Origin of the sequence: Haloarcula sediminis, assembly GCF_035656455.1 — an archaeon.
Lineage (GTDB): Archaea > Halobacteriota > Halobacteria > Halobacteriales > Haloarculaceae > Haloarcula > Haloarcula sediminis.
In genome coordinates, this window is the sequence record NZ_JAYMGA010000013.1 from 50,311 (window position 1) to 60,526 (window position 10,216).

General features: G+C 60.3%; 7 protein-coding genes. 3 read left to right on the plus strand and 4 right to left on the minus strand.

All coding sequences use genetic code 11. The annotated features are described in order from the left end of the window. Nucleotides 1-31: 31 nt before the first annotated feature. From VJ162_RS17580 to VJ162_RS17595, 4 genes are all read right to left on the minus strand, one after another. Nucleotides 32-1,087 (minus strand): CAP domain-containing protein, encoded by a 1,056-nt coding sequence (locus VJ162_RS17580; protein WP_324666087.1) that lies wholly within the window; start codon nucleotides 1,085-1,087, stop codon nucleotides 32-34. 1,042 nt (nucleotides 1,088-2,129) lie between these two features. Further along, nucleotides 2,130-2,723 (minus strand): hypothetical protein, encoded by a 594-nt coding sequence (locus VJ162_RS17585; protein WP_324666088.1) that lies wholly within the window; start codon nucleotides 2,721-2,723, stop codon nucleotides 2,130-2,132. Between the two features lie 151 nt (nucleotides 2,724-2,874). Next, a complete protein-coding gene (locus tag VJ162_RS17590) occupies nucleotides 2,875-3,831 on the minus strand; it encodes a hypothetical protein (RefSeq protein WP_324666089.1) in 957 nt (318 codons plus the stop codon). After that, nucleotides 3,831-6,389 (minus strand): hypothetical protein, encoded by a 2,559-nt coding sequence (locus tag VJ162_RS17595; protein ID WP_324666090.1) that lies wholly within the window; start codon nucleotides 6,387-6,389, stop codon nucleotides 3,831-3,833. Before VJ162_RS17595 ends, VJ162_RS17590 begins: the two co-directional genes overlap by 1 nt. A 498-nt stretch (nucleotides 6,390-6,887) precedes the next feature. Here VJ162_RS17595 and VJ162_RS17600 point away from each other — a divergent pair, with 498 nt between their 5' ends. From VJ162_RS17600 to VJ162_RS17610, 3 genes are all read left to right on the plus strand, one after another. Then, nucleotides 6,888-7,442: a hypothetical protein gene (locus VJ162_RS17600; protein WP_324666091.1), complete on the plus strand. Its 555-nt coding sequence runs from the start codon at nucleotides 6,888-6,890 to the stop codon at nucleotides 7,440-7,442. Continuing rightward, nucleotides 7,435-8,802 carry a hypothetical protein gene (locus VJ162_RS17605; protein WP_324666092.1) on the plus strand — a complete coding sequence of 456 codons (1,368 nt, stop codon included), beginning with the start codon at nucleotides 7,435-7,437 and terminating at the stop codon, nucleotides 8,800-8,802. Before VJ162_RS17600 ends, VJ162_RS17605 begins: the two co-directional genes overlap by 8 nt. A 188-nt stretch (nucleotides 8,803-8,990) precedes the next feature. Continuing rightward, nucleotides 8,991-10,216, plus strand: a 1,226-nt coding sequence (locus tag VJ162_RS17610; RefSeq protein WP_324666093.1) for a HEAT repeat domain-containing protein, incomplete at its 3' end; no start/stop codon positions are given.

Consider the following 10,216-nt stretch of genomic DNA (forward strand, 5'->3'; position numbering starts at 1 on the left):
GGAAGATCGGCAGCTATCGACGTGGATAGTTTCACCCAAAGTTCTGAGTGACGAAGATTGGCCCCTCGGCTGCCTGGTAGACGCCAATTCCTTCCCGCTCGAAGGCCTGCTTGAGGATGTTCTTTCGGTGACCCGGCGAGTCCATCCAACCGTCGACGACATCCGCTGCCACCTCTCCTGCCGACGTTCCCGCTGCGACAGGCTGCTTTATGATGTTCTCACCGGCTCGGCGACCGTCGTAGTCTGCCCGTTCGTACCGGTCGCTGGTCGTCTGGCCCTCAGGCGTCGTGTGTGCGAAGAACCCATTAGTGGCCATGGTGCGGCTGTGTCCCCGCGCGATCCCGGCGAGATGGTGGTCGGACGCCAACTGCCCAATCCCGTGGTCGGCTCGTCGACGGTTCGTTTCCCGGTGGATCGTACGCTCCAGCTCGGTAGGGTCCAGCTCGCCGGGCATCCGAACGCTACGCTTGGCCCCGACAGCAGCTACATGGACGCCGCCTCGCGGCGTTGGTCTCGCACCGACCCCGAAGTGTGTGTAAGTGGGGTCGTCCAGATTCTCGGTGGACAGCGAACGGCATAGGTTAGCCACAACGTCGTCAACGTCCCGCGCATCGGGGTACACCTCGAGTGTCGAGAGCCCGTATGCCAGCAGATTATCTGTTGTGGCCTCGAGACGGTCGGAGAGGCTCCGCCGGTCGGCCCCTGTACCGAAGTAGCGGGCTTCGACGACGGCGTCGACGTGTGATCGAGCAGTCGCCGAAAGGTCAGGGTCGTGGACGAGATCATCTACGACATTGGTTTGGAGGCGTTCGACCAGCCCGCTCTCAATCTCACCGGCTGAACAACGTGGCCTATGCGAGACGACGACGTTGGTCGTATCGGTCGTGGTCGTGCCACCACACTCGGGGCACCGCGCGGTCGGCTCGATTCTGGTACCACAATCGGCACACTGCAACTGGCCGTCGACGGCCACGACGAGCCCGTCACAGCCTCCACCACCGTGATATGACCCGACAATTTGACGCCCACAGTCCTGGCACGAAGAGGCAGTTGTCCGGACTGTCGGGAGGTCGTCAGTCTCGTCCATCGGTGTAAACACCGTCCGTCTGCTGGGCGTCGACCATCGCTCTGGATCTAAGTCGAGCGGAACGGTCTTCAGTGTACTGCCTAGCACGGAACAGCCGGCGGAGTGACGAGGCGACCGGGCTGTCCGAACCGTTCTTGTCACTGGCGGGTAGAGTCGTGGCCGATGGTCGAAGCGACCGTCGGCGACATCACCGATACCCAGCCGTCCTCGCACACAGCCACCACTACGTCTCGCTCTCACCACGACTGACCTGGCGGCTCCAAGTCCAGCCGAAACGACAGATACGGCTCACTACGATGGCAGGAGCGAACGGTGCGTATACGCTCTGGGAGATTCACGAGGACCCCGACACCGACCTGCGTCTCTCACGTACCGGTCGCGACCCCCTCGAGCTGTCGGTCGGCGATACCGTCAAGATCGGGACAATCGTGCCGACGGCCCCAAACGTGACGACGGCCCGTGAAACGGCGGGGGTTGCCGAGGCTCACGACCGGCATGGCGACCAACCCTTGGTGGCCGCACCGCACGCTGGGAAGGTCGAACCGAGAACAGGGGAAATAGCCGAACGAGTCCACGAACGTATGCGTGCAACTGCGTCGCAAGCAGCTGCTGGCAACTCTACGGATTTGGTTCCGACACCTTCGACCAGTACCATGTACACTCCTCGAACCTCGATCCGGCGGCGTATCCAGCGTTCCGTCGGATCGCAGACGACCGGTACCAGATGACCGTATCGCTCCACGGGCACGGAGAGCCGTACGTCTCTGTCGGCGGGACGGCACCGGTCGAGACACGGCGTCAAATGGCCCAGGAACTGTCGGAGACACTCCCGGACGCCGATGTCCGGTTCCGGCACGATGCGGGCGCGAACATGGGGACGACAGGGAAGAATTTCGTCAACTGGCTGCGTGAGGGAGCGACCGGTGTATCCAACTCGAGTTCCCACGACGGCACCGGAGGAACGCTTTCGAGAAAATCGTCACCGGAGTCGTGGCTGGTCTACAGCCGTGATTCGGAGGACGTGAGATGGGCCCACCCGGCGTTACTCGCCGGACAGATCGGGCAGTTTGACGATCCCGTCGCAGTACAGATGGCTGGCCACACCGGCTAGGAACGCGCCACAGTGGACACACGCAATCGGGACCACGTCTCCGAGGCCGAGCGAAGCGTAGGCGCTCGCGAGGAGACTACCGCCGACGAGGACGACCACGACCCACGTGGACAGACGATGCGTGACCGTCCGGTGGGGAGGGCGGAGAGTACGGATTAGTTTTGCCGTTCCGCGCCACACGGCCCTCACCACGACGGCGTACCCGAGGCCGGCCAGGAACTCCGGACTCGCCGTCACCGGAAGCGCTCGGCAAAGTGTGATCAGTCCCTCCCGATGGTGAAACACCACCGCTGCGACAACAGCTGCGACCACGACCGGGCCGTAGCTGACGACAACCGCGTACCCCTTACTCGAGTGGTGGTCGACGTCAGGTGCGACAGAGCCCGCGAGGGTGAATGGGAGTGCCGTCCCGGCGGCGACGAGTGCTAGGGGGTTCGATCCTGCCAGTGCTACCGCGAGGCCCGGCAAGACGATTGCTGCATGCGTAGCGAGTCCGATCTGGAGATGGCGTTCGTGTCCACTCATCGTCTGATTGATATCGGTCTACGTCTGACTGGCGTCGTGTCTGGGACGTCGATTACCGCCTTTGGTCGGTGTACTCCGGTGGAAGGATCGTTTGAGGGGAGGGGTGAAGCGTCAGTCGGGGGAGAGGGCGGGTAGCGGCGCGGTGAGCCTACTAGAGGTAGCTGGGGTCGAAGTCGTCGTCATCGTCGTCATCGGAGTCTGCGTCGGTGTTCGGACTGTTGTCGTCGGACTGGCTGTCCGAGACGGGACCAGGAGTCGGGGCCTCACCCCCCGATCCCGTGTCGGACACTGGGCTCGCTCTGTGGGAGCGGTCGGCCCCGGTCTCAAGACCTGGTTCACCGTCGTTGAGCTCGACGCCGAGCCGGGTGGCAACCCGCTCGATCACCGGCTGCTCGGTCGCCGCCAGTTCGGTGTAGGCATCGCTGAGTTGGCTACGAAGGTCGTCTTCGAACGCCTCGATATGCCTCCGTCGCCTGAACTCCGCCCCAACAGCCGTAGCGATACCGACCAGGCCGACGGCCAGTCCCGCGAAGAACGTGACCCGCTGTTGCCCGACTTGGCCGGCGAGCTCGTTGTTTTGCTCCTGTGCGTTCTGGAGTTGTAACCACGGGTTCGCACTCAAGTTCGCCGTCGCGACCCGGTCGACCGTCAGTCGCTGGCCGCGCTTGACGTAGTCGACGTGGACGGTCGCGGCATCGAGCCGGGCCTCGTCCAATCTCTCCGGAACGACCGCGAACGAGATCGTAACCCGCTCGCCTGGAGTCAGCTCCTTGATCTCGAAGTCACCGCTGGGCTTGGGGTTGACCGACACCTTCTGGTTACCGGGTGCGACCTCGGTCGTGTAGCTCGACGGTTCGACGAGCGTCTGTTGGGTGCTGTCCGTCCGGATCTGGACGTCTGAGAGGGCCGTGTCAGGGGCCTCGATCTGGACGACGACACGGATCAGCTGTTCGGCCGTCGTCCCGTTGTAGCTTGTCCGGACGCTGACCGCGTCGGCCGACGACTGGCTGGCCGCCGCGCCCGCCAACCCGCTCGCGGCCCCGAAGAGAGCCACGACCATCAACAGGGACAACAGGGCTACGACTGGGAGGCGTCTCTCAGTGGTCACTACCAGTCACCTCCACCGTCTGCTTCGACGCGCTCACTGTCGACATGTCCGGATTCATGGTCCGCGAGCAGTTCGGGCCACGCAACCTGGTCGTCTCGACTGACATCGTCGAGGCCCGCAAGCTTCTCCTCGAGGCGTCCCATGCACCGCTGTTCGTTGATCCAGCGGAGTTCGGAGGCGTCCGCCAGATTCACGTTGCTGTGGATCGCTAGCAGGCCGATAGAGAACTTCCTGTCGACGCCGCCGACCGGGAGGTCAGTGTCGAACTGGGTGTCACGGGTCGATTCGACGTCGGGTGCTTTGTCCCCACCGATGGACATGAGCGGCTCGTTGTCCTGGTGGGTGAGCAGAGCCAGCATGTTGGTCGGCGTTCCCGTGGCGTTCTTCCGCTCGTAGTCGGTGAGCGGTTCTCTAAGCCGGTCGACCAACATCTGGTTTAGGCGCTCGGCGATGTGGGCGTCGTCGACGAGCCCACGCCGCTCAAGCTCCGCGATCGTTTCTACGTTCTCGAGGCTTTCGGATCCTATGTCCGACAGTGAGTCGACATCGAACGACAGGCGGTCGACGGTCTGCGTGTCCGTCGTATCCAGCTTCTGTCGGAAGGTGTCGAGCTCGGCTTGGGCGTCCCGCAGCGAGATGCGCTCCTTGCGCCGTTCCTTGCGCAACTCGGTGATCTTGGACTCGATGTCGTCTCGGGTATCGGTCACCCCACGCTTCGCCTCCGGGAGCTGTGACTCGTGAACCTGGGAGTGGAGTTTTTGTAGACTGCTGACGGAGCGGTAGAGGTCGACGAGCTCGTCGAGACGACCCTCCAGTTTGTCGAGCTCCTTTTGGAGCTTCCGGCGCTTGAGGACCCGGCCACGGCTCGTATTGTCGAGACTCTCCTCAATGTCCGTCATCTCGGCCTCGATAGCCGGACGGACGCCTCGCTCGAAGCACTCTTCAGGGTCCATTTCATCGAGCCCGTGGACGTCGTTAGGGACCCACTCCCGCTTCTCGGCCAAGGCAGCCGCGTTCTCGTCCCAGAAGGGGTGTTCTTCCACCAGTTTCGAGAGGTAGGCCTCAACGGTACTGCGGAACACGTAGCGGAACGCCGACCGCCGGTTGCGGGGACCGGAACCGGTCGCCACGTTCCGCGCCAGAGTGTCTTCCTTATCGCCGATATCGTCGACGGTCTGTCTCTCGAGGTTGACCGAGGTCACCCACTCCAAGCCCTGCTTGGCCACCTCAACGAAGGGACCCTTGGAGACGGCTTCGGGGAGCACACCGGGTTCGAAGTCCGCCTTGAGTAAGGCCTCCAGGAGCCCACGCTCGGCAACGAGCTCGTGGATCTGCTCACTGTCGGCAACCTGGTCGGCGAGAGCGACCAACAGCTCGTCGAGTTCGCGTCCCTCGTCGTCTCCGTCCGGCGTGATAATCTCGTACTCGTCGACGATGCTGGGCGGATCGTCAGTTTTCTGGAGACGCTCCAGCAACTCCGACTGCCCGATACTGACCCGGTCGGCTACCTCGGAGAGTCGGACGTAGTCTTCGGGATCGATCCCCATCTTCTGGGCCAGTTTGTCACGCGTCTGCTGCTGGTGGAGGAACTCCTTGGCCGCCTCGAGCGGAGCACGAACGTCGGCGAACGAGACCGTGTGGATCTCCTCGCCGAGCTGGCCGTCCGGCTTGAAGGGGTTTTCCAGTCCGTCGACACTGATCTCGTTCAGTGCCAGTAGCAGCATCGCGATGGTGAGGTTCACTGCCTCTCTGTGATCCCGAGCCTCGTCGTGAACACGGGTGGCGGGAGCTTTCCCCTCATCCAGCGGCACGAGAAAGAGCGTGTCCAGAACTGGCGTCTCGACCGGGAGCGTGTCGGGCGCCCCCTCGTCGGCGGGACTCATCGGCAGCTTGACCTCTCGGGGCGGATCGTGCCGGCTGCGTCCCTGCAGTACGCGGAGTTCGCGGAGTGCGTTGTTCGTGTTCAGTCGCTTCTCGCCGAAGGAGACCGGCATCGTCTGGCGCTGGTACTCCAACTTCGAGACCGTCATGACGCCGGCCAGGCGGACGGTTGCGTCGACATCGCTGTCATTCTTTATTTGCTGGACGATCTGCTTGCAGACGAGGGAGGAGTACACGGCCTGGCCGGATCCAGTTCCGCCCGCGAGCGCGGCCATGGGGACGATGATTGCCTCGGAGATCTCTTCGTTGTCCTGCAGATCGGCGTGGGTCTCGGTTTTCAGTCGCCGGATGTACTGTTCGATGTCGTACTCGGCCTTCGCTCGTCCGATCGCCCGCTCTCGTGCGGCTCCCGACTGGGCGACCAGCGACACGCCGTGCATGTACGGAACCGTTCCATCGTCGGTTCGCTGGATGGCACGCCGTTCGAACCGGTGGCCGTTGGCCAGCACCTGGGTCGTAACGCCGTCAGGGACGTTCGACTGGTCGATCGGTCCCGTGTCAAAGGCGATCATCTCGAGGCAGTTACTCTTGCCCACCGCGGCGAAGTGTTCGTGCGCCTTCTGGAGTGCCCATCTCGTGCCGTCGCCGTGCGTTATCACGTAGATTTTTCGCGTCATCGTGGATTTTCCTTGGTTCTTTCAACTCCGGTGCTCGGCAGCCGGTCGGACTGAGCCGCCACGCACGCGGAGTAGTCGTCGGGTTCTATCCCTCCCTTGACCTCTGTTGGAACGTTGCTTTGGTTGCTGTCTTACACTCAGACATATTTTGTCCTGTATAATAAGTATTTGGGAGTGTAGTTCTTGTTTGTATGAATTTGACTTACTCGCTGCGCTTTAAATTACCCATAATTATTATTTACTCTCGTTCAACTCGACAATTGACATAATATTATACATCTATTAGTGAAAACTTCTGGCGCGACAGCGTTCAGACTTCTCCCTGTAACCGTCGTGAATTGTTCTTTCAGAACCGTCATAATCCCCAATAATAGTTCGATCCGACGTCTCAGGGCTGTACTGGCTAATTCAGGTTCTAGTTTCCCCAAAAGTCAAATGTGTCGGATATAAACAAGTCCAAATGCATGGGGTTACAACTAGCTCCAGTAAACACAACCAATGTCTGATCAGAGTGACCCAACACAAGAAGAGCTGACGAACGGTATACTCTCAGTCAAAGCATCGGACGCGCGCAGTGTAATACTGCGTGAGCTTCTGAGAGAACAGTATCAACGCCCAGTTGACTTCAAAGATATTGTGATGGAAGAGAGCGGCACCAGTCAAGCCAACGTCTACGACAGCCTCAACACGCTCGCAGAGAAGGGGGTCCTCGAGAAGATGTCCGGTGACTCGAAGACGACACTCTATTCGGTGACCGAGCTTGGTGAGGCAGTCGCGGATCGACTGGGGATAACGCCAGAAGATCACGACCAACAGCCGAACCCAGATGCAGCCGAACCAGACGCGCCGGGAGGCCCGTTGGATCCTGATAATGGACGGGGGAGAGGGTTCGCCATGGGCGGGCCGGATGCAGCGACGGATGATAGCGAGGACGATAGTGAGAATGTGAGCGAAATTAAAAGTCAGATTCGGGAGGTGGTTGACGAACACCCGGAGTCTGTGGGTCAAACCGCACTCAACGAGCTTGCGGAGGAATACGACGGGAATGAATGAACAGCCGCTCCCGTGGTTCTCCGACGGATTCGGATATACGACGGGTGTCACTGGTGGGCTGGTTGTCGTCTCGGAGCTATCACCCGAGATGGGCGAAGAGAGCGTGGCAGTAGTCGGAGAAGAAGACCCGGAGCACGACACGCTTGCCTTAGCCCGCCCGGACATCGCTTGCCTGACGCTGTACATCGATCCGGACAATCCGGACGAACTCCTTGAGTTCGAGGCGCTAGGCCTCGGTGAGGAACTCCTGCACGGGGCGCGAAAGCGCTTTGGCCTCACACGCAACGTCGCACTGCTCAAGCGACGTGCTCGTCGAGGCCTCTTCGAGTACCTACGTGGTGATATAGATGCGAGTACCGCGGCGGAAAAGATCGGCTACGCGCAACTCGTCGCTCGACAGATCCTCGAGGCCCAGGAGCGGTTTCTCGAGAGTATCGATCAATATCTGATGAACACCACCATGGCAGAACCCGGGTACTTCGAAGCGCACGCGCAGCGGTACGCACGCCGGTACGATCTCAACGCCGACGAGATTGCGGAGGGACTCGAAGAACACCGTCGCGGGCTACTGGCCAGTCGGATAGAGGAGTCCGAACGGTACGAGACGGTGTACCAGATCCTCGAAGAGATCGGCCAGGAGTGGGAACCGACAATCGTCCAAGCCGTCGCGGACGCCGCACTAGATTACCCGCACGTGGTCGCTCCGGTCGTAGTCGAGGGGTACGATTCGGTCTCACTCGAAGCAACCGAACTGAGAACGATCCTCCAAGACCGATTGGAAGCAGCACGTCGGGCCCTCAAAGAGCTGACCTACGACCCGATTGAGGCCGAGTACGACAAAGTATTACAGGATCTCCAGCGAGAGCTCAATGACGTCGACAGTAGAGGGCACGTTCGGGACGTGGACATCCCGCTGATAGACGCGCCGGGCGCGGCGCACGAACCAGAGATTAGCGACACCGTCCGCGAGCTGGACGACCCACTCGACCGAATCCTGAACCACGCGTTCCGGATGGAAGGGAACTTCGGGGGTCTCGTCTACTGGACGAGTGTCGATGGCGAGCAGTCAGCACGGTGGCTTGTCAACCCCACCATTCCTGATGATGCTGTCGATGACGAAACGTACCACGAGCTCTGGGAACGAGCGTACGTCGGTGACCGGCTCTTGACACAGCTGTACAGGCGCGTCGAAGAACCCGTTAACCGGGGCAGAGGGGATTACACTTGTCCGTTGTGTCTGCTCTCGGCCGGCTGGTGTGGTGACGGGCACTGTGCCTACAGACCTGTCCGTGAAGCGATAAACGAACAGAGTGAGCGGCTGGTACACGAACTCACCGAACTCGAAATCCTCGCCACTTGATTACAGCTCATGAAAGACTTCAGCGAGGCGTCAATCGCCGAACTGTTCGCCCGACTCTCCGTTGCGCCGGAGCAGGACGAGACACTGGCACCCTTGAACTACAGACGTTGGGGGACACTATACCCTGCCACGTCGGCAGCGCACCGGCGGGACGCGGCGAGGATATCCTCGCGGACTGATTCCGACCCATGACAGAATTCAACGATACTTCGATCGAGGAACTGTTCGACGACCTCCACACGACGCCCGATCGCGACGAAACGTTAGCAGCCTTGGAAGAGCGACAGGCAACGGCCGAGACACTGAACCGACTGGCCGAGGACGAGCCAAAAGGGTTGATCTCGGTGATGGACGAGCACGACCGACTCTCCGTTCCGGGTTCGTTCACCGACGTGTTGACCGCCGAGACCGCTCGAATCGAAACCGTCAGTGGCGATATCCGGGCACGGGCGCCAGAACAATCCGAGCGGATACTGTCGATTCAAACGGCGGTCGTAGAAGTACTCGAAACGCTTGCACAAGATGAGGTAGAGGGGGTTTTCGGCCCACTTAACGAGGGTCTTGACGATGACGGGGCAGCACTACTCTCGGCCGTTGTCCCGCTACTCAAGTCTGAACATCCTCCATTGTTGGAGGCTGTGAGTGGACTCGTGGAGAGTTTGTTTGACTTCCCTCAAAGCACTGATCAGCTTGGACATATCGTCGAAACGGCACCGAATGATCTCTTCACTACGCTCGGGTCACGAATCAACCATCCACACGACTCGGTGTGCATTAATTGCACTCGGACAATATTGGCAACTGCTGCTGTGGAACCGCAGTTTGTGGTATCGCTGGATCCAACTTCTATCTCAAATCTTGTTGACAATCTTGATTCTTCGAGACGGGAGATTAGAACTCTTACCGTTACCACGCTAAGACAGTTAGCCGATGCGGATGGTGAGGCAGTCTTGGCAACTGACGGAGTCGTTGACGCACTCCTCCCACTTCTCGAAGACCCCGAAGACAATGTACGGAACATGTCGCTCTCTGTTTTACTCTTCTTAACAAATGCAGATGGTGAGGCAGTCTTGACGACCAACGGGGTCGTTGACGCACTCATACCGCTTCTCAAAGACTCCGAAGACGATGTACAGACCACGGCACTCGCTGTTTTAGTACAGTTAGCAAATACAGATGGTGAGGCCGTCTTGGCCACCGATGGAGTCGTTGACGCACTCCTCCCGTTTTTCGAAGACCCCGAAGACAATGTACGGGCCTCAGCGCTCGCTGCCTTAAAACAGTTAGCAGATGCCAATGGAGGGGCGGTCTTGGCTACCGACGGAGTCGTCAACGCACTCCTCCCGTGTCTCGAAGACTCCGAAGACAGTGTACGGAACATGTCGCTCGCTGTTTTAGAACAGCTAGCCCGTGC